The sequence below is a fragment of the Tenacibaculum aquaeponti genome, assembly GCF_057221555.1.
This window is the reverse complement of sequence record NZ_CM170147.1, coordinates 3,180,001-3,200,368: the sequence shown is the minus strand read 5'-3', so window position 1 is coordinate 3,200,368 and position 20,368 is coordinate 3,180,001. Positions and strand designations below refer to the sequence as shown.

The 20,368-nt window shown below is 32.5% G+C and carries 25 protein-coding genes, 2 rRNA genes and 1 riboswitch (1 of these 28 cut by a window edge); of the genes, 3 read left to right on the top strand and 24 right to left on the bottom strand.

The window, feature by feature from the left end; translation table 11 throughout:
* From AC2TEO_RS14555 to thiS, 3 genes are all read right to left on the bottom strand, one after another.
* On the bottom strand, window positions 1-594 hold the full coding sequence (locus AC2TEO_RS14555; protein WP_442265508.1) for a thiamine phosphate synthase: 594 nt from the start codon (window positions 592-594) through the stop codon (window positions 1-3).
* A gap of 254 nt (window positions 595-848) precedes the next feature.
* Window positions 849-2,708 carry a phosphomethylpyrimidine synthase ThiC gene (gene thiC / locus AC2TEO_RS14550; protein WP_442265507.1) on the bottom strand — a complete coding sequence of 620 codons (1,860 nt, stop codon included), beginning with the start codon at window positions 2,706-2,708 and terminating at the stop codon, window positions 849-851.
* Window positions 2,709-2,736: 28 nt separating this feature from the next.
* A complete protein-coding gene (gene thiS, locus AC2TEO_RS14545) occupies window positions 2,737-2,940 on the bottom strand; it encodes a sulfur carrier protein ThiS (protein ID WP_442265506.1) in 204 nt (67 codons plus the stop codon).
* A gap of 67 nt (window positions 2,941-3,007) precedes the next feature.
* Window positions 3,008-3,102: riboswitch (TPP riboswitch) on the bottom strand.
* Window positions 3,103-3,268: 166 nt separating this feature from the next.
* Between thiS and AC2TEO_RS14540 the strand changes: the two genes are divergently transcribed.
* The 3 genes from AC2TEO_RS14540 (at window position 3,269) to AC2TEO_RS14530 (ending at window position 4,704) form a co-directional block, all read left to right on the top strand.
* Window positions 3,269-3,892 carry a hypothetical protein gene (locus AC2TEO_RS14540; RefSeq protein WP_442265505.1) on the top strand — a complete coding sequence of 208 codons (624 nt, stop codon included), beginning with the start codon at window positions 3,269-3,271 and terminating at the stop codon, window positions 3,890-3,892.
* Window positions 3,893-3,933: 41 nt separating this feature from the next.
* A complete protein-coding gene (locus AC2TEO_RS14535) occupies window positions 3,934-4,365 on the top strand; it encodes a hypothetical protein (RefSeq protein ID WP_442265504.1) in 432 nt (143 codons plus the stop codon).
* A gap of 75 nt (window positions 4,366-4,440) precedes the next feature.
* On the top strand, window positions 4,441-4,704 hold the full coding sequence (locus tag AC2TEO_RS14530; protein ID WP_442265503.1) for a hypothetical protein: 264 nt from the start codon (window positions 4,441-4,443) through the stop codon (window positions 4,702-4,704).
* Window positions 4,705-4,765: 61 nt separating this feature from the next.
* Here AC2TEO_RS14530 and AC2TEO_RS14525 read toward each other — a convergent pair whose 3' ends face one another.
* The 21 genes from AC2TEO_RS14525 to AC2TEO_RS14425 form a co-directional block, all read right to left on the bottom strand.
* The gene (locus AC2TEO_RS14525; protein WP_442265502.1) at window positions 4,766-5,719 is read right to left on the bottom strand and encodes an arginase; all 954 of its coding nucleotides are present in this window, start codon (window positions 5,717-5,719) and stop codon (window positions 4,766-4,768) included.
* Between the two features lie 101 nt (window positions 5,720-5,820).
* Window positions 5,821-7,107: a citrate synthase gene (locus tag AC2TEO_RS14520; protein ID WP_442265501.1), complete on the bottom strand. Its 1,287-nt coding sequence runs from the start codon at window positions 7,105-7,107 to the stop codon at window positions 5,821-5,823.
* A 288-nt stretch (window positions 7,108-7,395) separates the two neighbouring features.
* Window positions 7,396-8,682 (bottom strand): phosphopyruvate hydratase, encoded by a 1,287-nt coding sequence (eno, locus tag AC2TEO_RS14515; protein WP_442265500.1) that lies wholly within the window; start codon window positions 8,680-8,682, stop codon window positions 7,396-7,398.
* Window positions 8,683-9,197: 515 nt separating this feature from the next.
* The gene (carA, locus tag AC2TEO_RS14510; protein WP_442265499.1) at window positions 9,198-10,304 is read right to left on the bottom strand and encodes a glutamine-hydrolyzing carbamoyl-phosphate synthase small subunit; all 1,107 of its coding nucleotides are present in this window, start codon (window positions 10,302-10,304) and stop codon (window positions 9,198-9,200) included.
* A gap of 241 nt (window positions 10,305-10,545) precedes the next feature.
* Window positions 10,546-11,211: a hypothetical protein gene (locus tag AC2TEO_RS14505; RefSeq protein ID WP_442265498.1), complete on the bottom strand. Its 666-nt coding sequence runs from the start codon at window positions 11,209-11,211 to the stop codon at window positions 10,546-10,548.
* A 90-nt stretch (window positions 11,212-11,301) separates the two neighbouring features.
* Window positions 11,302-11,802: a 50S ribosomal protein L17 gene (rplQ, locus tag AC2TEO_RS14500; RefSeq protein ID WP_442265497.1), complete on the bottom strand. Its 501-nt coding sequence runs from the start codon at window positions 11,800-11,802 to the stop codon at window positions 11,302-11,304.
* A 71-nt stretch (window positions 11,803-11,873) separates the two neighbouring features.
* Complete coding sequence (locus tag AC2TEO_RS14495; RefSeq protein WP_442265496.1) at window positions 11,874-12,866, bottom strand: DNA-directed RNA polymerase subunit alpha; 993 nt, start codon at window positions 12,864-12,866, stop codon at window positions 11,874-11,876.
* A gap of 104 nt (window positions 12,867-12,970) precedes the next feature.
* Window positions 12,971-13,576 (bottom strand): 30S ribosomal protein S4, encoded by a 606-nt coding sequence (gene rpsD / locus AC2TEO_RS14490; RefSeq protein ID WP_442265495.1) that lies wholly within the window; start codon window positions 13,574-13,576, stop codon window positions 12,971-12,973.
* Between the two features lie 78 nt (window positions 13,577-13,654).
* Window positions 13,655-14,041, bottom strand: coding sequence for a 30S ribosomal protein S11 (gene rpsK, locus AC2TEO_RS14485; RefSeq protein ID WP_095074006.1), 387 nt, complete (start codon window positions 14,039-14,041; stop codon window positions 13,655-13,657).
* A 35-nt stretch (window positions 14,042-14,076) separates the two neighbouring features.
* On the bottom strand, window positions 14,077-14,442 hold the full coding sequence (gene rpsM, locus AC2TEO_RS14480) for a 30S ribosomal protein S13 (RefSeq protein ID WP_442265494.1): 366 nt from the start codon (window positions 14,440-14,442) through the stop codon (window positions 14,077-14,079).
* A 2-nt stretch (window positions 14,443-14,444) separates the two neighbouring features.
* Window positions 14,445-14,561: a type B 50S ribosomal protein L36 gene (gene ykgO / locus AC2TEO_RS14475; RefSeq protein WP_010181906.1), complete on the bottom strand. Its 117-nt coding sequence runs from the start codon at window positions 14,559-14,561 to the stop codon at window positions 14,445-14,447.
* 12 nt (window positions 14,562-14,573) lie between these two features.
* The gene (gene infA, locus AC2TEO_RS14470) at window positions 14,574-14,789 is read right to left on the bottom strand and encodes a translation initiation factor IF-1 (RefSeq protein ID WP_068206835.1); all 216 of its coding nucleotides are present in this window, start codon (window positions 14,787-14,789) and stop codon (window positions 14,574-14,576) included.
* Between the two features lie 2 nt (window positions 14,790-14,791).
* On the bottom strand, window positions 14,792-16,114 hold the full coding sequence (gene secY, locus AC2TEO_RS14465) for a preprotein translocase subunit SecY (protein WP_442265493.1): 1,323 nt from the start codon (window positions 16,112-16,114) through the stop codon (window positions 14,792-14,794).
* 13 nt (window positions 16,115-16,127) lie between these two features.
* A complete protein-coding gene (gene rplO / locus AC2TEO_RS14460) occupies window positions 16,128-16,577 on the bottom strand; it encodes a 50S ribosomal protein L15 (protein WP_299675234.1) in 450 nt (149 codons plus the stop codon).
* A gap of 13 nt (window positions 16,578-16,590) precedes the next feature.
* Complete coding sequence (gene rpmD, locus AC2TEO_RS14455; RefSeq protein WP_095074011.1) at window positions 16,591-16,773, bottom strand: 50S ribosomal protein L30; 183 nt, start codon at window positions 16,771-16,773, stop codon at window positions 16,591-16,593.
* 11 nt (window positions 16,774-16,784) lie between these two features.
* The gene (gene rpsE / locus AC2TEO_RS14450) at window positions 16,785-17,306 is read right to left on the bottom strand and encodes a 30S ribosomal protein S5 (RefSeq protein ID WP_394341865.1); all 522 of its coding nucleotides are present in this window, start codon (window positions 17,304-17,306) and stop codon (window positions 16,785-16,787) included.
* A gap of 11 nt (window positions 17,307-17,317) precedes the next feature.
* Window positions 17,318-17,668, bottom strand: coding sequence for a 50S ribosomal protein L18 (gene rplR, locus AC2TEO_RS14445; protein WP_095074014.1), 351 nt, complete (start codon window positions 17,666-17,668; stop codon window positions 17,318-17,320).
* Between the two features lie 10 nt (window positions 17,669-17,678).
* Window positions 17,679-18,224 carry a 50S ribosomal protein L6 gene (gene rplF / locus AC2TEO_RS14440; RefSeq protein ID WP_442265492.1) on the bottom strand — a complete coding sequence of 182 codons (546 nt, stop codon included), beginning with the start codon at window positions 18,222-18,224 and terminating at the stop codon, window positions 17,679-17,681.
* 17 nt (window positions 18,225-18,241) lie between these two features.
* On the bottom strand, window positions 18,242-18,640 hold the full coding sequence (gene rpsH / locus AC2TEO_RS14435; RefSeq protein WP_442265491.1) for a 30S ribosomal protein S8: 399 nt from the start codon (window positions 18,638-18,640) through the stop codon (window positions 18,242-18,244).
* A gap of 580 nt (window positions 18,641-19,220) precedes the next feature.
* Window positions 19,221-19,329 (bottom strand): 5S ribosomal RNA (gene rrf, locus AC2TEO_RS14430).
* Window positions 19,330-19,430: 101 nt separating this feature from the next.
* A 23S ribosomal RNA gene (locus tag AC2TEO_RS14425) occupies window positions 19,431-20,368 on the bottom strand; it runs 1,846 nt beyond the window's last position.

Below are 20,368 nucleotides of genomic sequence, written 5' to 3'. Positions count from 1 at the left end.
TTAATTTCTTTTATATTGATCTTTTATTTCTTCAAAACTTTTTACAGGATCTTCTGTATTCCAAACGCCACCAAGCACGCCAATACCTTTATAACCTAGTTCTAATACTTTAGAAATTGTATTTGCATTTACTCCACCCATTCCTATAATCGTTTTATCAATACTGTTTACATCAAAACCTCTTCCTTGGTATCCTTGTTTAGATATTGAAGAAAAAACTGGACTCAATAAATGATAATCAAAATTGATTTCGCAAGCATCTAAAGCCTCTGGTTCATGAAAAGAACTACTTACTTTAAAACCTTCAGACATGTATAATGAAACATAACCTTCTAGTTTTTCTCCTAAATCTAATCTAGGTTGTTCTTGAATATGAATTCCTTTCAATACGAACTCTGCACATAAATCATGAAACTGATGTATCATAATTTTTTGATAATGCTCTGGATTGATTTCTTTTAATAAACTTCGATATCCTTCAATATCAAAAGAAGGCTTTCTTAAATGCAATACTTCTAAACCATTTTCAAACAATTGATTTAAAAGTGTCGCTTCATTTTGTATCTCCTTTTCGGATGTTAGAACAATTAACATAATATGTCATTAACAGCTGTCATTTCGAGTGAATTTCACGATTGAAAATGAGTGAAATTTATATCGAGAAATATTCGTTTGTTCTCGATACATTTTTTCTTCTTTTCTCTTCGAAAAACCACTCGAACTGACAAACATTATTACAATATCAAATTTAAAATATGCATTACGAATGGAATAAAACAATCTTTTATTCAAAAAACAGATTACATCGTCGTTCCCTCCTAGTAATGACAATCAAAAATTCGTAATTCTTATAAGTATACTTCTGAACCTTTTTGCTTGAATTCTTCAGATTTTTCTTTCATTCCTTCTGCAATTGCATTTTCAGCTTCTAAATCTTTTTGAGCAGCATAATCTCTAACTTCTTGAGAAATCTTCATTGAACAAAATTTCGGTCCACACATAGAACAGAAATGTGCAATTTTAGCACCTTCAGCTGGTAACGTTTCGTCGTGATATTCTCTAGCTAATTCTGGATCTAAACTTAAGTTAAACTGATCTTCCCAACGGAATTCAAAACGAGCTTTACTTAACGCATCATCTCTATGTTGTGCTCCAGGATGTCCTTTCGCTAAGTCAGCAGCATGCGCTGCCAATTTATACGTTACTACGCCAGTTCTTACATCATCTTTATTTGGTAAACCTAAATGCTCTTTTGGTGTTACATAACATAACATTGCAGTACCATACCAACCAATCATTGCTGCTCCAATTCCTGATGTAATATGATCGTAACCTGGAGCAATATCGGTAGTTAATGGTCCTAATGTATAAAAAGGAGCTTCACCACAAGCTTCTAATTGCTTATCCATATTGGCTTTAATCATATGCATTGGCACGTGACCTGGACCTTCAATGAAACACTGTACTTCGTGTTTCCAAGCGATTTTAGTTAACTCACCTAAAGTTTCTAATTCTGCAAACTGCGCTTCATCATTTGCGTCTGCAATACAACCTGGACGTAAACCATCTCCTAAAGAGAATGCCACATCATAAGCTTTCATGATTTCACAAATCTCTTCGAAATGTGTGTATAAGAAACTTTCTTTATGATGTGCTAAACACCATTTTGCCATAATTGAGCCTCCACGAGAAACAATTCCTGTAATACGTTTTGCAGTCATTGGAACATAAGCTAAACGAACTCCAGCGTGAATTGTAAAATAATCTACACCTTGTTCTGCTTGTTCAATTAATGTATCTCTAAAAATTTCCCATGTTAAATCTTCGGCAACACCATTTACTTTTTCTAATGCTTGGTAAATTGGCACAGTTCCAATTGGCACTGGTGAATTACGGATAATCCACTCACGTGTTTCGTGAATATTTTTCCCTGTAGATAAATCCATAATATTATCTGCTCCCCAACGACAAGCCCAAACAGCTTTTTCTACTTCTTCTTCGATTGAAGATGTTGTTGCCGAATTACCAATATTTGCATTGATTTTCACTAAGAAGTTACGACCTAAAATCATAGGTTCTGCTTCTGGGTGATTTATGTTAGAAGGAATTACCGCTCTACCTCTAGCGATTTCTTCTCTTACAAATTCTGGAGTAATTTTTTCTGGAATACTAGCACCGAAATCTTGACCTGGATGTTGTTTCGCTAAACGTGTCATTTCGTCTATACGCTGATTTTCACGAATTGCAACATATTCCATTTCTGGAGTAATCATTCCTTGTTTTGCATAATGTAACTGTGTTACATTTTTTCCTTCCTTAGCTCTATACGGCTTATTTAAATGATTAAATCTTAAATGATCTAGGCTTTTATCATTTAAACGTTCGTTACAGTATTCTGAACTGAATTTATCTAACTGCTCTACATTTCTTCTATCTAAAATCCATTGCTCACGAATACGCTCTAAACCATTATGAATATTGATTTCTTTTTCTGGATCGGTATATGGTCCTGAAGTATCATAAACAGTTACTGGTTCATTTGGAGTACGAGTTTTAGTCATTGAATCTACAGTATCATTCAATGAAATTTCACGCATTGCAACGTTAATTTGAGGATGTAATTTACCTTTTACATAAATCTTTGTAGAATTTGGAAAAGGTTTCCTTGTAATTCCATCTTGCTTTGGAGCCGTATCTTTTTTCTTCATTATGAGAGATGTTTGTTTTATTGTTAGTTTATCCACCTTGGGTAGATCTTATAATTAATACATTGTCATTTTCGGACAATGTATGTTTTTCCCAATCAGACTTTTTTATAATAGAGTTGTTTATAGCTATAGCAATTCCGTTAGATTGAATTTGTAACGTTTCAATCATTCTATCTATAGTGGTTTCTTTTGAAAATGTTTTGCTTGTGTCGTTTACTTTTACAGTTATCATATAAAACTAATTAAAGTAAACTCTAGAAATAGAAGTTGTACACATAAATAATAGATATATGTACACTAAAGTTAAGATAACTTTTCCCTACGTTGGTGTTAACCAAATCAGGTTCTAAGGATATTTCTCAAACTAGTAACCTAGCTACTCCTAAAGTTTAATATGAACAAATATAATGGTTTATTTTTTCTCAAAACATCATTAACTAACTTTCTTGGTTTAAATCTTTACACTCGTACTTTTTTTTAACTCTCTCATTACACTCTTTTAATTATCCATTCATTAATAAAATAACTTTATAAGTACCAATAATCTTAATATCAAAAAAATGACGGATAATATTTCTCTAAATTTTATTAATAAATCTAACAATACTAATAATAGTCAAGTGGTTATTTTTCAAAATAACATCGCTCAAAATTTTGATGAAATTGCTATTGCTTGGAAAGTTATTAAAAACTGTGACAGATTGAATAATCATCCTTTTATTTTTCCTTTAAAATTTAACATCTCTGTAAGCGATTCTTATGGAAATTACACTCCAAAATTACAAGCTTTTAATGGACAAGCTTTTGAGATGATAAAAGATACTTCTGGTGATATTTTACGATTATCTTCAACTCCTGTAGTAAACACAAATGAAGTAGAAATTTTAAATAATTTAGCCAATGGCTCTATTGACGTTAATTGTTATAAAGATGGAAAATTACTAGCTAAAAAAACTGGAGTAGCTCCTGGGCAAAAAGCTGTCTTTGAATTTCGTCCTATCATTTACATTGGAGTTGTTTCGCAAGTTGAAGAAGGAGAAATAATGAATTCTGAAATGATTTCTCAAATTACTACTTCAATTAATTTATTTGGAATTACAAGTGCAAATATTGTAATGACAGGAGCAGGACCTGATAATAATGCTACACCCTTTAATTTTCATTTAGAAAATATTAATCAGTAATACTGAATTTTCTTATTCGCATAAAACATAAAAAATTAATAATGGATACTATAACAAAAAAAACATGGTACTCTGGTGATTGGAAACAAAGAAATAATGATCAAATTCCTTACAACGGTATTAAAATAGAAGCTACTGCAAGCTATAATGATTCTAATAAACTAGATACAGTTACTGCTATTTTAACAGACTACACAAAAGATCCTAATGGAATTTCTAACACTGTACAGCTCAATAAAACTAATATTTGGTACGATATTCCTATTCCTATAGATGAAACTATTGAACCTCCTCAACTAAATACAAAGTTTACTATAGAGGGGATATATTTAAATGGTGATTTAGGAAAATTACAACTATGCAGGATGACTACAGGTATTTATCTACGTGTTCAATTTCGATATGGCGAACAATATAGGACTCGAGAAGAGTTAGGATTTATCCTTCAATTTGACGAATCTATATCTCTTTAAAAATCATAATTATAAAAAATAAATCATTTAGAATTTTCTATAAAAAATATAGAAGGCGACAAACCGAAAAGCCTTATGAGTAGGTATTTAAAATTCAATATTATGGCAAATTATAACGTACAAAATTTCACTTACAATGGCCCTGGCGATAGTTTATGTTTTGGCAGACAGGATGATCACAATCATCATCAGGCAAATCAATTTACAATTGATGTTACTAATTACCTTAAAAATGAGGGATGTCAAAACATTAATCCAGGTGTTTTTAGATCACATCAACCTAAACCTGCAAACGGGAAAGAGTTTGTTTGGAATGGAAACCACTGGATTCATGTATAAAAGTAAATTAGGCTATCTGAAAATACGGATAGCCTAATTAAAAAATGTAAAAGTTTTAATTTTATAAACTCTCTATTTTTTTAGTAACTTCATTTAAAATATCAAATGCAGTTTCTGCCATTTTGTTCCCTTTAAAATCTAACAAAGGATTTACCTCAACAAACTCTACGCAAACTACCTTTTCACTATCTAAAAGTCCATTAATAATTTTTATAATTTCTTTATCATCAAATCCTTTTGAAACTGGTGTACCAGTCCCATAAGAAATCATATCACAATCCATTGCATCAACATCAAACGACACATAAATAACGTCGCAATTATCGAGTTTTTGAAGTGCTTCCTCTACACATACGCTTAAACCTCTATAACGTACTTCAGCAACTTTATAATTCTTAATACCATACTTTTCAATTTGTTTATCTTCTGGTTCTTCTGTATCACGAACTCCAAAAAAAACTATATCTTCTGGTATAACTTTTTGCCCAACGATCGCAATGTTTTTCATACGATCCCAGTACTCAGCAGTTTCACGGTCAATTTCATTAACCTGACAATCTAAATTATCATCATTTATAGCAGCTCCTAAAGGCATTCCATGAGTATTCCCTGAAGGAGAAGTATATGGAGTATGTAAATCACCATGAGCATCAATCCAAACTACTCCAACTCTTTTGGTTGGATATGCAGCTTTAACACCACTTATCGTTCCTAACGCTGAGGAATGATCTCCTGATAAAACGATAGGAAATCTTCCTTCTTGTAAATTAACTTTCACATGATTACTTAATCTCTTACATTGATTAAAAACACTTTCTATTTGCTTACCAAATGAATTGTTAACTTTATTATAGATGGATTCATTTTCTGTTTTTACATCTTCAAATTCGTATCTATTAAAGTAATCATTCTCTTTATTAATAGCTGCAATTTCAATTGCGTCTATTCCCATATCTGAACCACGTGTTCCTGCACCTATATCTGACCTATTCTTAATTAATTTTATGTCTTTCATATTTTCTGAATTTAATCAGTATTTAAAAATATAATATTAATTCAAAAAAAATGTCATTCTGAGTTAAACTTCAGAATGACATTATATCATTTTAATTCTCGTTATCTTTTATTGATTTTTACGAAAGGACGGTAATTCTCACCTGTATAAACTTGACGAGGGCGACCGATTGGCTCTTTACGCAAACGCATTTCTCTCCATTGAGCTATCCAACCTGGCAAACGACCTAAAGCAAACATTACAGTAAACATTTCTACAGGTATTCCCATTGCTCTATAAATAATTCCAGAATAAAAATCTACATTTGGATACAACTTTCTTTTTACGAAATAATCATCGCTTAATGCTTCTTGCTCTAATCCTTTAGCTATATCTAATACTGGGTCTTCAACTCCTAAATCATCTAATACCTCATCAGCAGCAACCTTAATAATCTTTGCTCTTGGATCAAAGTTTTTATATACTCTATGTCCGAATCCCATTAAACGGAAAGGATCTTCTTTGTCTTTAGCCTTAGCCATGTATTTTTTAGTATCTCCTCCATCAGCTTTAATAGCTTCTAACATTTCTAAAACTGCCTGATTTGCTCCTCCATGTAATGGTCCCCATAGTGCAGAAATCCCAGCAGATATAGAAGCGAATAATCCAGCATGAGAAGAACCTACCACTCTTACTGTAGAAGTAGAACAATTTTGTTCGTGATCTGCATGTAAGATTAATAATTTATCTAAAGCATCTTTTACTATTGGATTGATTTCATAATCTTCATTTGGTTTTTCAAACATCATTTTCATAATGTTTTCAACATAACCTAACTTACGTGACCCATAGTTTAATGGAAGTCCATTTATTTTACGCATAGACCAAGATACTAACACTGGGAATTTCCCCATTATCTTAACTATTGCATTATACATTTCTTCTTCTGAATCTACGTTTACTGAAGAAGGGTTAAATGCAGTTAAAGCAGAAGTTAAAGAAGATAACAACCCCATTGGATGTGCATTCTTAGGAAATGCATCTATAATCTTTTTAACATCATCATCTACGATTGCATTATCTAAAATATCATTATAGAATTTATCTAATTGTTCTTGGGTTGGTAATTCTCCAAAAATTAATAAATAAGCTACTTCTAAAAAATCAGCTTTTTCTGCTAGCTCTTCAATTGAATAACCTCTATATCTTAATACTCCTTCTTCTCCGTTTAAAAATGTAATAGCACTTTGACAAGACCCCGTATTTTTAAAACCTGGATCTATAGTAATGACTCCTCCTGTAGCTCCTCTTAATGTTTTAATATCTATTGCAACTTCATCTTCCGTCCCTTTTATTAACGGAAATTCATAGGTGTTTTCGCCAATTTGTAATTTCGCTATTTCTGCCATTTTCTATTTTAATTTATTAATAATTGAAATGATGCACGAAGATACCATTTTTTAAAGTATTTAAAAAATCTTCATCTATAGATTTTATATGTTCAAACAATAAGTTTTTTTTATTTCTTTTTTTTAAAAAAAATGGTTCGTGATTGTTTTTTAGTCTAAAAAACTAAATAAACATTACATTAAAATTATAGTAAAAAAATGATAATTTTTAAGTTACTTTAACTTATTATTATTTCATGAAAAAAGCCTCGAAAAACGAGGCTTTAAATTAAATACGATCTAATATTTTTAAATCTTAAATGCTTTTTTCTGCGGATAATAAGCTACATCATCTAATTGCTCCTCAATTCTTAATAACTGATTATATTTAGCCATACGATCTGATCTTGAGGCTGAACCTGTTTTTATTTGGCCTGTATTTAAAGCTACAGCTAAATCTGCAATAGTATTATCTTCAGTTTCTCCAGAACGGTGACTCATAACAGATGTGTATCCTGCATTATGTGCCATATTAACAGCTGCGATTGTTTCAGTTAAAGTACCTATTTGATTTACTTTAATTAAAATTGAATTCGCTATACCATTTTCAATTCCTCTAGATAAACGTTCTACATTAGTTACAAATAAATCATCTCCAACTAATTGAACTTTATCTCCAACTTTTTCAGTTAAATACTTCCATCCATCCCAATCATTCTCATCCATTCCATCTTCTATAGAAATAATAGGATACTTTTCTGTTAACTCAGCTAAATAATCTGCTTGTTCTTTACTTGTTCTAACTTTTCCTTTATCGCCTTCAAATTTTGTGTAATCATATTTCCCATCTACATAGAACTCAGCAGAAGCACAATCTAAGGCTATCATTATCTCGTCACCTAATTTATATCCAGCATTTTTAACAGCTAAAGCAATCGTATCTAAAGCATCTTCTGTACCTTCTAATGTTGGTGCAAAACCGCCTTCATCTCCAACTGCTGTGGATAAATTTCTATTATGTAATACTTTCTTTAAGTTATGAAAAATTTCAGATCCCATTTTCATTGCATCGGTAAAGTTTGCTGCTTTTACCGGCATTACCATAAATTCTTGAAAAGCAATAGGAGCATCTGAATGTGATCCTCCATTGATGATATTCATCATAGGAACTGGTAAAGTATTTGCGCTTACTCCTCCAATATATCTATATAAAGGCATTCCTAATTCGTTTGCTGCTGCTTTAGCTACAGCTAAAGAAACTCCAAGAATTGCATTAGCTCCTAATTTTGATTTATTTGGTGTGCCATCTAAATCAATCATCATTTTATCGATTAAGTTTTGTTCGAAAACAGAAACTCCTAATAATTCTTGAGCTATGATAGTATTTACATTTTCAACAGCTTTGGTAACCCCTTTTCCCATATAATCATCTCCTCCATCACGCAACTCAACTGCTTCATGTTCTCCTGTTGAAGCCCCTGAAGGCACAGCTGCTCTACCTAACACTCCGTTTTCAGTAGTTACATCTACTTCTACTGTAGGATTTCCTCTAGAATCAAAAATTTGACGTGCGTGGATATTGATAATAATACTCATCTTTTATATTTTTATTTATTTTTTGGCTGTAGCTAATTTACAAATGCTACAGTATTTTAGGTTGATTTTTAATTATTTTCTACGAAATCGTTTTATCCTGAAACAGCTAGCTACCTTGAATCTAATAAGGTAGTTTTACGATGTCATTCTGATTTTAAACAGTATTTATTTTTAGTAAATTCCATAAAAGTTTAACTGATTCATTTTCTACTAAAAATACATAATCTTCTTTTTTAGTTAGCTCAAAAACAAATCTACTACTATTCATCTTAAACAGAACTTAACTTTTATATTTCTGTATAATATGAAACGTATGAGTTATACACAACTCATACGTTTCTTAACTGAAATATTTTTAAATGATTTTATTATTTCTAAATTGGTAGCATTAGCAACATCTTTGAATTTTAAAAGACTCAGACTTACAATTTTTCTTTTACATTTACTTTGATAGTACATAAAAAAATCTCTTACTGACTCTTGTATTACTACTACATACCTTTTCATAAAATCAATTACTTAACTTTTTTAATATTTTCAATGAATTGATCAAATAAGTATTCTGAATCATGTGGTCCAGGGCTTGCTTCTGGGTGATATTGAACAGAAAACACATTCTTATTCTTCATTCTAATACCTGCTACAGTATTATCATTTAAATGAACATGTGTAATTTCAACATCTTCATGCGCTTCAGTTTCTTCTCTATTAATAGCAAAACCATGATTCTGAGAAGTTATTTCTCCTTTACTTGTAATTAAATTTTTTACTGGGTGGTTAATACCTCTATGCCCGTTATGCATTTTATATGTTGAAATACCGTTAGCTAAAGCAATTACCTGATGTCCTAAACAAATACCAAATAAAGGTAGATTTTTTTCTATTATCTCTTTTGCTACGTTTTGTGCATCAATTAAAGGTTCTGGATCTCCAGGACCGTTTGAGATAAAATATCCATCTGGATTCCAATCTTGTAATTCTGAAAACTTAGCATTGTAAGGAAACACTTTAATATAAGCATCTCTCTTAGCTAAATTTCTTAAAATATTCTTTTTAATTCCAATATCTAAAGCTGCGATTTTAATTGAAGCATTTTCATCTCCAACAAAATATGGCTCTTTTGTTGAAACTTTAGAAGCTAACTCAAGCCCTTCCATGTTAGGAACACTAGCTAATTCTTCTTTAAGTTTGTCGATGTTATCTACATCTGTTGAGATGATAGCATTCATAGCTCCGTTCTCTCTAATATAAGACACTAATGCTCTTGTGTCTACATCAGAAATTGCAACTAAATTATGCTTTTCAAACCAATCTTTTAAGTTTCCATCAGAATCTACTCTAGAATGTTCAAAACTGAAGTTTCTACAAATTAATCCAGAAATTTTGATTCCTTCAGACTCAACTTCCTCGTCATTAACCCCATAGTTACCTATGTGAGCATTCGTTGCTACCATTAATTGACCGTAATAAGAAGGATCAGTAAAAATCTCTTGATAACCTGTCATTCCTGTGTTAAAACAAATTTCTCCAGTAACTGTTCCTTCTATACCAATAGATTTACCGTAAAAAATTGTTCCATCTGCTAATAAAACAAGAGCTTTCTTTCTAGTTGTGTATTTCATGTTAAAAAAGTTTGTCAAAAATAGTTTAAAAAAAAAGGACAAACACAATTGTTAATCCTTTTTATAAAAATTTAAATTTTACAATATTTTATTAATAAATTAATTAAAACACCTTTCTTTTTTAAAAAAGGTAATAACTGTTTATTGCTTTCTTTAAGATTATTTTGTTGTTGATAATTATATGTTAACTCTAAAATCAAATTCAAATATTTATTTGGTATCCAAAAGTATTGATCAATTATTATATTGAAGCATAGAACTTAATAATCTTTTTTAATTCATTTTCTTTTTTAAATGATAAAGAATTATCCTTAGCGTATTTTTTTACTTTCTTTGCTTTATCTCCATCCATTAAATTTAAAACCTTTTTGGATTTCAATTTAAATTTATTAACTATATTATTTTCGACAATATGATAAGTACTATTAATTTTATATTTATCATTCCCTACTTTTTCTTTTGAAAAAGGATTTACTTGTCCTTTCAAAACAGTTAATTTATGAAACTTAACAATCATTGAATTGTTTACTACAGTAATAACTTCATAATAAGTTCCATTTACTTTTACAAATTGAATTCCATTTAAGTAAATCTCTTTGGCCTTAGAATCGTCAACTTTGAAATAAGATTGAAAACCTTTATTTACGACAAATAAATTTTCTTTTACATTAAAATTTGTATTGTCGAATTCATAAATTTTACCAGTTTTACTTTTTACTGTTAGTTTATTTGCCCAATTCTCTTTTAAATAAACACTTCCTTTAATAAGATTTCCATTGTCCCTTCCTTTATTGCTTACCTGATTGGTAAGCTGATTGCTTGGAGATAAAATTTCTAAAGATGGTAAATTTTGAGAATAGACACACTTAGAAACAAAGATTGATAAAATGAAGATTAGTCTTTTCATAAGGTTAATTTTTTAATTTTCAATAATATATAAAAAAAAGGATAAACTTAATAGTTTATCCTTTTATATTATTTCAAATCACCAGACATCTTATTCTTCTTCTTGTGAAGCTTCAACATCTGCTACTGGTGTTGATTCTACTTTTTTAGCACCACCACGACGACTACGACGAGTTGTCTTCTTAGCTTTCTTACCGTTAGGGTTGTATAATTCGTTGTAATCAACTAATTCTACCATAGCCATAGGGGCATTATCTCCTTGACGATTTCCTAATTTGATAATTCTAACGTAACCACCAGGTCTATCTGCTACTTTAACGGCTACTTCTTTAAATAACTCAGTAACAGCATACTTATTTCTTAAGTAACTAAATACTACACGACGATTGTGCATATTTTTTTCTTCTGTACCGTTATTCTCAGCTTTAGCTTTAGTTATTAAAGGCTCAACAAACTTACGTAATGCTTTTGCCTTTGCTTCAGTAGTGTTAATACGCTTATGCTCGATTAAAGAACATGCCATATTAGCTAACATAGCTTTTCTATGCGCAGTTTTTCTACCTAAATGGTTAACTTTTTTTCCGTGTCTCATGACGTTTAGTTTTAGATTAACATCTTGCTCAACTCATTTTAGAGGAGCAAAATATGCTAACCTTGATTAATTTAATCTCTATCTAATTTATATTTTGATAAATCCATTCCGAAGCTTAAGCCTTTATTGTTCACTAACTCTTCTAATTCTGTTAATGATTTTTTACCAAAGTTTCTGAACTTCATTAAATCACTCTTATTGAATGATACTAAATCTCCTAATGTATCTACTTCTGCAGCTTTTAGACAGTTTAAAGCACGAACAGATAAATCCATATCTACTAATTTCGTCTTTAATAACTGACGCATGTGAAGCGATTCTTCATCGTAAGATTCAGTTTGTGCGATTTCATCAGCCTCTAAAGTTATTCTTTCATCAGAGAATAACATGAAGTGGTGAATTAAAATCTTAGCTGCCTCTGTTAAAGCATCTTTTGGATTGATAGATCCATCTGTATCAATATCGAAAACTAATTTTTCGTAATCAGTTTTTTGCTCAACACGGAAATTTTCAACTGCATACTTTACATTTTTAATTGGTGTAAAGATTGAATCAGTAAAAATTGTTCCTAATGGAGCTCCTGATTTCTTGTTTTCTTCTGCTGGTACAAATCCTCTACCTTTTTCAATTGTAATCTCTGCATTAATCTTTACAGATTTATCCATATTACAGATCACTAAATCTGGATTTAACACTTGAAAACCAGAAATAAATTTCTGTAAATCTCCAGCAGTTAACTGCTCTTGACCTGAGATTGCAATAGTAACTGTTTCTCTATCTGATTCTTCGATTTGCTTCTTAAAACGTACTTGTTTTAAATTTAAAATCATTTCAGTTACATCTTCTACAACACCAGTTATAGTAGAAAACTCGTGATCTACTCCATCTACTCTTAAAGATGTAATTGCAAATCCTTCTAAAGATGATAATAATACTCTTCTTAAAGCATTACCAACAGTTAGACCAAAACCTGGTTCTAGCGGTCTGAATTCAAATCTACCCTTAAAATCAGTAGATTCGATCATGATTACTTTATCGGGCTTTTGAAAATTTAAAATCGCCATTTATTTTTCTTCTTTTTAATTGTTACCCAGTTGCGCGGTCCGTAAGTTTGAAGAAGAACAAACGGACCCTTTGGCTGGATACCAATATGGTTATAATTAATTTATTATTTAGAATATAATTCTACGATTAACTGCTCCTTAATGTTTTCAGGAATCTGTAATCTTTCTGGAGCCTTTACAAAAGTTCCAGATTTTTGTTCTGCATTCCAAGTTAACCACTCGTATACAGCGCTATTTGAAGCTAATGCATTTTCGATAACGTCTAAAGATTTAGACTTTTCTCTTACAGCAATAACATCTCCAGCTTTTAATCTGTATGAAGGAATATTAACAATATCTCCGTTAACTGTAATGTGGCGGTGAGAAACTAACTGACGAGCAGCACTACGAGAAGTAGCTATTCCTAGACGGAAAACAGTATTATCTAAACGAGATTCACATAATTGTAATAAAACCTCACCAGTAATACCACCAGAAGCTTGAGCTTTTTTGAATAAGTTACGGAATTGACGTTCTAAGATACCGTAAGTATACTTAGCTTTTTGCTTTTCCATTAACTGTACAGCATATTCTGATTTTTTTCCTCTACGTTTACCATTACCGTGTTGCCCTGGAGGATAGTTTCTTTTTTCGAAGTTTTTATCATCTCCGAAGATCGCTTCACCAAATTTACGAGCGATTTTAGTTTTTGGTCCTGTATATCTTGCCATTTCTTAAAATTTAAACAGGGATTGTGAATTAAGGCTTACTCCTTCGACAATCAAATTTCCTGCTTTGTTAAAATATAATTATACTCTTCTTCTTTTAGGTGGACGACATCCATTGTGTGGAATTGGAGTTACATCAATAATTTCTGTAACCTCAATACCTGAATTATGGATAGATCTGATAGCTGATTCTCTACCATTACCTGGTCCTTTAACATACACTTTTACTTTGCGTAAACCTGCTTCTTTAGCAACTTCAGCACAGTTCTCAGCAGCTAACTGAGCTGCATAAGGTGTATTTTTCTTAGACCCTCTAAATCCCATCTTACCTGCAGAAGACCATGAAATTACATCTCCCTTTTTGTTAGTTAAAGAGATGATAATGTTATTGAACGATGCAGTGATGTGAGCCTCACCTGTAGACTCAATTACTACTTTACGTTTCTTAGTTACTTTAGATTTTGCCATGATTCTTTACTAGTTTAGTAAAAATAATCTAATGATTATTTTTTCTTGTTTGCTACAGTTTTTCTCTTACCTTTTCTAGTACGAGAGTTGTTCTTAGTTCTTTGTCCTCTTAAAGGTAACCCTAATCTGTGACGGATTCCTCTTTGACAACCTATATCCATTAAACGTTTAATGTTTAATTGAACCTCAGAACGTAATTCACCCTCAATAGTGTACTTTCCTACTTGCTCACGAATAGCTGCAATTTGATCATCGTTCCAATCTTGAACTTTAATACTTTCGTCTATTTTTGCTTCAGCTAAAACTTCTTTAGCTCTGCTTCTTCCTATACCAAAGATGTATGTTAAAGCGATTACACCTCTCTTATTCTTTGGAATATCAATACCTGCGATTCTTGCCATAACTAACCTTGTCTTTGTTTAAATCTAGGATTCTTTTTGTTAATTACATATAGTCTGCCTTTTCTGCGTACAATTTTACAGTCGGCACTTCTTTTCTTTAATGATGCTCTTACTTTCATCAGTGTGTTTTTTTAATATCTGTAAGTAATTCTTGCCTTAGTTAAATCATAAGGACTCATTTCTAACTTCACCTTATCTCCAGGTAAAAGTTTAATATAATGCATACGCATTTTCCCAGAAATGTGTGCTGTAACAATATGTCCATTCTCTAATTCTACACGGAACATTGCATTGGATAATGCCTCCGTAATGGTTCCGTCTTGTTGAATTGCTGGTTGCTTAGCCATAATTACTTTAATGATTTTCTATTAGTATTACCTGTTTTCATTAAACCGTCGTAACGACTGTTTAATAAATATGAATTAATTTGCTGAATAGTATCTATTGCAACACCTACCATAATTATTAATGAAGTACCTCCATAAAATAACGCCCAGTTTTGAGTAATTCCAAACTTAGCTGCTATAGCTGGTAAAATTGATAAACCTGCTAAAAATAAAGATCCAGGAAAAGTAATTTTTGATAAAACAGAATCTAAATGATTTGCTGTTTCTTCACCTGGCTTATAGCCTGGTACAAAACCATTACTTCTCTTTAAATCTTCTGCCATTTTATTTGTTGGTATAGTTATCGCTGTGTAGAAATAACTAAATATTATAATTAATAATGCAAAGATTACATTATACCATAACCCATTAATATCAGCTAAACTAGCTAAAGTTGGATATTTCTGACCTAAAGTCATTGGTAAAAACATAATTGCTTGTGCGAAGATGATTGGCATTACACCTGCAGCATTTAACTTTAAAGGAATATATTGTCTAGCTCCCTCTACGTCTTTAATGTCTGCTATAGCTGTTCTTCTAGCATATTGAACAGCAATCTTACGAACCGCTGTAACAAGTAGTACAGTTAATAATATTACAACAAACCACACTAATACTTCAATTAAAATCATCATTATACCACCACCTCCAGCATTAGTAGTTTTAGCAATAAACTCTTGCATAAAAGCGGCTGGGAAATTTGCGATGATACCTACAGTAATCAAAAGAGAGATACCATTACCAACTCCTTTATCTGTAATTCTTTCACCTAACCACATGGCGAAAATTGTACCTGCAGTTAGTAAAATCATTGATGAAACCCAAAAAGTAGCACCACCAACTAAGAAAGCAGATTCTGGTAACCCAAATTGAGTTTTAATTGCCGTAATATATGTTGGTCCTTGTACTAAAGTAATTAGTATTGTTAACCAACGAGTAATTTGTGTAATTTTCTTACGTCCACTCTCTCCATCTTTTTGTAGTTTTTGTAAATACGGAACAGCTATTCCCATTAACTGAACTACAATCGATGCAGAAATGTAAGGCATAATACCAAGCGCCATTACAGATGCTCTAGCAAATGCCCCTCCTGTAAATGCATTTAATAAACCTAAGAGTCCACCTCCTGCTTGATCTTTTAAAGCTGCTAACTGAGTTGGATCAATTCCTGGTAAAGGAACTGCAGCCATAAATCGATATACAGCGATTAAACCTATAGTTAAAAGTAACTTATCTTTTAACTCTTCAATCTTAAAAATGTCTCTTAAAGTGTTTATAAACTTCATCTTTTAACAGGGATTATAAAGTTACTGCTTCACCTCCAGCTGCTTCGATAGCCGCTTTTGCTGTTGCAGTAAATTTGTGTACAGTAATATTTAATTTAGCTTTTAATTCACCACGTCCTAAAATCTTCACAAGATCATTTTTACGTGCTAATCTATTTTGAACTAAAACTTCCATATTTACTGTATCAGTAATTCTACCGTTATCTACTAACTCTTGTAATCTATCTAAGTTAACTCCAACATATTCCTTACGGTTGATGTTAGTAAATCCAAACTTAGGCACACGTCTTTGAAGTGGCATTTGCCCTCCTTCAAATCCGATTTTACGAGAGTATCCAGAACGAGATTTAGCTCCTTTATGTCCTCTTGTAGAGGTACCACCATGTCCAGATCCTTCTCCACGAGCGATTCTCTTTCCGCTCTTAGTTGATCCAGCTGCTGGTTTTAAGTTATGTAAACCCATTTTAATTATCTTCTTATTTAATTTCTTCTACAGAAACTAAGTGTTGAACTTTATTAACCATTCCTAAAATTGTAGCAGACGCGTCGTGCTCAACAGTATGATTAATTCTTTTTAACCCTAACGCCTCTAACGTTCTCTTTTGATTCTTAAGGCGACCTATTTGACTTTTTACTTGTGTAACTCTAATCTTACTCATCGTCTTAATTTTTAACCGTTAAAAACTTTATCTAAAGAAATACCTCTTTGTCTAGCTACAGTCTCTGCACTACGCAATTGTAATAAAGCATCAAAAGTTGCTTTTACTACGTTATGAGGATTTGATGATCCTTGAGACTTAGATAATACATCATGTACTCCTACTGATTCTAATACTGCACGCACAGCACCACCTGCAATAACTCCGGTACCATTTGAAGCTGGTTTAATAAAAACCTTAGCTCCACCGAATTTACCTTTTTGTTCGTGAGGTAAAGTTCCATTTAAAAGCGGAATACGAACTAAATTTTTCTTTGCATCTTCTACAGCTTTAGCTATTGCAGAAGAAACATCTTTAGACTTACCTAATCCATGTCCTACAACACCTTTACCATCACCTACTACTACTATAGCAGAGAAACCAAATGCTCTACCTCCTTTAGTAACCTTAGTAACACGTTGTACCCCTACTAATCTATCAACAAGCTCTAATCCGCTTGGTTTTACTCTTTCTGCGTTTTTATATCCTAACATAATATAATTTCTTAAAATTTTAAACCAGCTTCTCTTGCAGCGTCAGCTAATACTTTCACACGCCCATGATATAAGTAACCATTTCTATCGAAAGCAATAGATTCAATCCCTGCTTTTACAGCTTTTTCAGCAATTGCTTTTCCAACTGCAGCAGCAGATTCTGCTTTAGAACCAGATGCAATTTCTTTATCTCTAGATGAAGCAGATGCTAATGTAACACCGTCTACATCATTAATTATTTGAGCATAGATTTCTTTATTACTCCTGAAAACTGATAACCTTGGTTTAACAGCTGTTCCTGTAATATCTTTTCTAATTCTATACTTTATACGTTGTCTTCTTTCAAGTTTTGATAATGCCATAACACTAATATTATGCAGATTTACCTGCTTTTCTTCTAATTACTTCACCAACAAACTTAACTCCCTTACCTTTATATGGTTCTGGCTTACGGAAAGAACGTATCTTTGCCGCTACCTGACCAACTAACTGTTTATCATGAGAAGTTAATTTTACGATTGGATTTTTACCTTTTTCAGATACTGTCTCAACCTTTACTTCTGGTGCTAACTCTAAAACAATGTTATGAGAAAATCCTAAAGCTAAATCTAATTTTTGTCCTTGATTAGATGCTCTATAACCTACTCCTACTAACTCTAACTCCTTAGTATAACCTTTACTTACACCTTCAACCATGTTACTGATTAAAGCTCGGTATAAACCATGTGCAGCTTTATGTTCTTTACTATCTGATGGTCTTTCTAATGTTAAAGTTCCATCTTCAATCTTTAAAGTAACATCAGAAGTTAACTTTTGACTTAACTCTCCTAACTTACCTTTTACTGTAACCACGTTATCGTTTACTTTTACTTCAACACCTTGTGGTAATGTGATTGGGCTTTTACCTATTCTACTCATTTTACAAAATGTTTAAATTAGTAAACGTAACAAAGTACCTCTCCTCCAACATTCTCTTGTCGTGCTTTCTTGTTTGTCATCACACCTTTAGAAGTTGAAACAATTGCAATTCCTAGACCGTTTAAAACTCTCGGCATCTCTTTAGCACCAACATACTTACGTAAACCTGGTGTAGATACTCTCTGAATTTTTCTAATAACCGGCTCTTTTGTTAAACGATCGTACTTTAAAGCTATCTTGATAGAACCTTGAACAGAATCATCATTAAATTGATAACTTAAAATGTAACCTTGATCGAACAAAATCTTGGTCATTTCCTTCTTCAATTTTGAAGCAGGAACTTCTACAACTCTGTGACCAGCTGAAATAGCATTTCTCACTCGAGTAAGAAAATCCGCGATTGGATCTGTATACATATTGATTTGATTTGTGGTTTTGGTATTTAATAACTTCTATTGTCCCTACGAAAACGTAGCTATTAAACCTGAAACCAGTTAAAAATTATTTAATTACGTTATTACAAGACATAATTTACCCTGTAAAAACAGTGTGCAAATATACATAAAGTTTTCTAAAAAAAAAGAGAATTTTTAATTATCAGTTTGACTATTAATTTATTGCTACTTATAAAGCTTATTAAAAATGGTTTTATAGATTAAACAACAATTTAATAAGACACTAGACAAGCAGCTAAATAACAAGCAATTACAAACAACCAAAGGTTTTATCAAGAAAACTAAATAATTATCCTAGATTAGCCATTAATAATATCAATTACGAGTTATATATCTACAATAGCTTTCAAAAACTGTTACACTCAGCTTAATCATATTTTATAGATTCTTTATTATATTTTCTTAAAAGATCAGATAAATAAGCTTAATACCATATTTATAAACTAGGAAAAATTTAATAATATCTATTTTAATATTTATAATAAATATTAAAAAACAAAAAATCCGATTAGTAAAAAACTAATCGGATTTTTGTTTAAAAGAAAGGCGACGACCTACTCTCCCACCAGTGGCAGTACCATCGGCGCTAATGGGCTTAACTTCTCTGTTCGGAATGGTAAGAGGTGAGCCCCATTGCTATAATCACCTTAAGTTGTTTCAGTATATTTCAACTGTATAAGTTAACATATTAGTAAAATGGTATTTTAAATAATCAAAAGAGTTGTCTTCCCCTCATTAAGAGGGGAAGTACGTACATAAGCCTATGGGTTATTAGTACTACTCAGCTACATACATTACTGCACTTACACTTATAGCCTATCAACGTTGTCATCTTCAACGACCCTTTAAAGAAATCTCATCTTGTGGTGGGTTTCGCGCTTATATGCTTTCAGCGCTTATCCCTTCCGAACGTAGCTACTCTGCAGTGCCCCTGGCGAGACAACAGATACACTAGAGGTTCGTCCAACTCGGTCCTCTCGTACTAAAGTCAGATCCACTCAAATTTCTAACGCCCACAGCAGATAGAGACCGAACTGTCTCACGACGTTCTGAACCCAGCTCGCGTGCCACTTTAATGGGCGAACAGCCCAACCCTTGGGACCTTCTCCAGCCCCAGGATGTGACGAGCCGACATCGAGGTGCCAAACCCCCCCGTCGATGTGAGCTCTTGGGGGAGATCAGCCTGTTATCCCCGGAGTACCTTTTATCCTTTGAGCGATGGCCCTTCCATGCGGAACCACCGGATCACTATGCTCTACTTTCGTACCTGATCGACCTGTATGTCTCTCAGTCAAGCTCCCTTATGCCATTGCACTCTACGCACGGTTACCAAGCGTGCTGAGGGAACCTTTAGAAGCCTCCGTTACTCTTTTGGAGGCGACCACCCCAGTCAAACTACCCACCACGCACTGTTCTCATCGCTGAGTTAGGCTCTAGATAAGCAAAGGGTCGTATTTCAAGGTTGACTCCACAGCGCCTAGCGACACTGCTTCAAAGTCTCCGACCTATCCTACACATTACTTATCCAAAGTCAATACGAAGCTATAGTAAAGGTTCACGGGGTCTTTTCGTCCCGCTGCGGGTAATCGGCATCTTCACCGATACTACAATTTCACCGAGCTCATGGCTGAGACAGTATCCAGATCGTTGCACCATTCGTGCAGGTCGGAACTTACCCGACAAGGAATT

Bases quoted from the DNA above. Each gene is read 5' to 3' on its own strand.
- AC2TEO_RS14555 (WP_442265508.1), bottom strand. From the start codon at position 594: ATGTTAATTGTTCTAACATCCGAAAAGGAGATACAAAATGAAGCGACA.
- thiC (WP_442265507.1), bottom strand. From the start codon at position 2,708: ATGAAGAAAAAAGATACGGCTCCAAAGCAAGATGGAATTACAAGGAAA.
- thiS (WP_442265506.1), bottom strand. From the start codon at position 2,940: ATGATAACTGTAAAAGTAAACGACACAAGCAAAACATTTTCAAAAGAA.
- AC2TEO_RS14540 (WP_442265505.1), top strand. From the start codon at position 3,269: ATGACGGATAATATTTCTCTAAATTTTATTAATAAATCTAACAATACT.
- AC2TEO_RS14535 (WP_442265504.1), top strand. From the start codon at position 3,934: ATGGATACTATAACAAAAAAAACATGGTACTCTGGTGATTGGAAACAA.
- AC2TEO_RS14530 (WP_442265503.1), top strand. From the start codon at position 4,441: ATGAGTAGGTATTTAAAATTCAATATTATGGCAAATTATAACGTACAA.
- AC2TEO_RS14525 (WP_442265502.1), bottom strand. From the start codon at position 5,719: ATGAAAGACATAAAATTAATTAAGAATAGGTCAGATATAGGTGCAGGA.
- AC2TEO_RS14520 (WP_442265501.1), bottom strand. From the start codon at position 7,107: ATGGCAGAAATAGCGAAATTACAAATTGGCGAAAACACCTATGAATTT.
- eno (WP_442265500.1), bottom strand. From the start codon at position 8,682: ATGAGTATTATTATCAATATCCACGCACGTCAAATTTTTGATTCTAGA.
- carA (WP_442265499.1), bottom strand. From the start codon at position 10,304: ATGAAATACACAACTAGAAAGAAAGCTCTTGTTTTATTAGCAGATGGA.
- AC2TEO_RS14505 (WP_442265498.1), bottom strand. From the start codon at position 11,211: ATGAAAAGACTAATCTTCATTTTATCAATCTTTGTTTCTAAGTGTGTC.
- rplQ (WP_442265497.1), bottom strand. From the start codon at position 11,802: ATGAGACACGGAAAAAAAGTTAACCATTTAGGTAGAAAAACTGCGCAT.
- AC2TEO_RS14495 (WP_442265496.1), bottom strand. From the start codon at position 12,866: ATGGCGATTTTAAATTTTCAAAAGCCCGATAAAGTAATCATGATCGAA.
- rpsD (WP_442265495.1), bottom strand. From the start codon at position 13,576: ATGGCAAGATATACAGGACCAAAAACTAAAATCGCTCGTAAATTTGGT.
- rpsK (WP_095074006.1), bottom strand. From the start codon at position 14,041: ATGGCAAAATCTAAAGTAACTAAGAAACGTAAAGTAGTAATTGAGTCT.
- rpsM (WP_442265494.1), bottom strand. From the start codon at position 14,442: ATGGCAAGAATCGCAGGTATTGATATTCCAAAGAATAAGAGAGGTGTA.
- ykgO (WP_010181906.1), bottom strand. From the start codon at position 14,561: ATGAAAGTAAGAGCATCATTAAAGAAAAGAAGTGCCGACTGTAAAATT.
- infA (WP_068206835.1), bottom strand. From the start codon at position 14,789: ATGGCTAAGCAACCAGCAATTCAACAAGACGGAACCATTACGGAGGCA.
- secY (WP_442265493.1), bottom strand. From the start codon at position 16,114: ATGAAGTTTATAAACACTTTAAGAGACATTTTTAAGATTGAAGAGTTA.
- rplO (WP_299675234.1), bottom strand. From the start codon at position 16,577: ATGGGTTTACATAACTTAAAACCAGCAGCTGGATCAACTAAGAGCGGA.
- rpmD (WP_095074011.1), bottom strand. From the start codon at position 16,773: ATGAGTAAGATTAGAGTTACACAAGTAAAAAGTCAAATAGGTCGCCTT.
- rpsE (WP_394341865.1), bottom strand. From the start codon at position 17,306: ATGTTAGGATATAAAAACGCAGAAAGAGTAAAACCAAGCGGATTAGAG.
- rplR (WP_095074014.1), bottom strand. From the start codon at position 17,668: ATGGCATTATCAAAACTTGAAAGAAGACAACGTATAAAGTATAGAATT.
- rplF (WP_442265492.1), bottom strand. From the start codon at position 18,224: ATGAGTAGAATAGGTAAAAGCCCAATCACATTACCACAAGGTGTTGAA.
- rpsH (WP_442265491.1), bottom strand. From the start codon at position 18,640: ATGTATACAGATCCAATCGCGGATTTTCTTACTCGAGTGAGAAATGCT.